Below are 764 nucleotides of genomic sequence, written 5' to 3' on the forward strand. Positions count from 1 at the left end.
ATTTTTTCCTGAAACTGAGATTTACCCTTTGAACCTGATGAAGTTAGTACTTACGTAGGGAAAAGTGAATGTTTTATTGTAAATAATACATGGGTTTTTTTAAAACCTGCACTTCGTAAAAACGGGGCGTTCTACCTAAAGTTGTCATTTTAAAGCATGTGTAAATGATAACAATAACAGTAAACAACAAACCCCAAAGCGCACCTAAAAACATTTCATTACAACAGTTTTTAACAAACACGGTATCATCAACCCAAGGCATTGCTGTAGCTATTAACCAAGAAATAATTGCAAAAGCCAATTGGGAAAACAAAGTGCTTTTTAACGGCGATACTATTTTAATTATTCAAGCAACTCAAGGCGGATAAAAACTAAAAGCTATTAGGTTTTATGTAGCCATTAGCTTCAATATTAATTTAAATAATTTAAACACCAAAGGCTAATTGCCAACGGCTAAAAGCAATAAGGAATGAAAAAAAAGGACACTGCACCAACAGCGCAATTAATTACAAGAAACCCATTTCCAAATTCAAAAAAAATTTACGTTAAAGGGCAAATGCACCCCGAAATTAAAGTAGCTATGCGCCAAATAACGCTAAGTGATACTAAAGATTCAATGACGGGTAAAGTAACACCTAACGAGCCTGTTACGGTATATGACACATCGGGCCCGTACACAGATCCTGAAAAAGAAATTAACGTACACAACGGTATTGAAAGAATACGTGAGCCATGGATTTTGAATAGAAATGATGTTGAACAAT

1 protein-coding gene and 1 pseudogene are annotated in these 764 nt (G+C 34.4%); both read left to right on the forward strand.

All coding sequences use genetic code 11. The features are described from left to right. Positions 1-164: 164 nt before the first annotated feature. A complete protein-coding gene (thiS, locus tag FUA24_RS02835; RefSeq protein WP_147134602.1) occupies positions 165-368 on the forward strand; it encodes a sulfur carrier protein ThiS in 204 nt (67 codons plus the stop codon). Between the two features lie 101 nt (positions 369-469). Further along, positions 470-764 (forward strand): annotated as a pseudogene (locus FUA24_RS02840) (phosphomethylpyrimidine synthase ThiC); the annotation flags it as partial.

It is taken from the genome of Seonamhaeicola marinus (genome assembly GCF_008085455.1).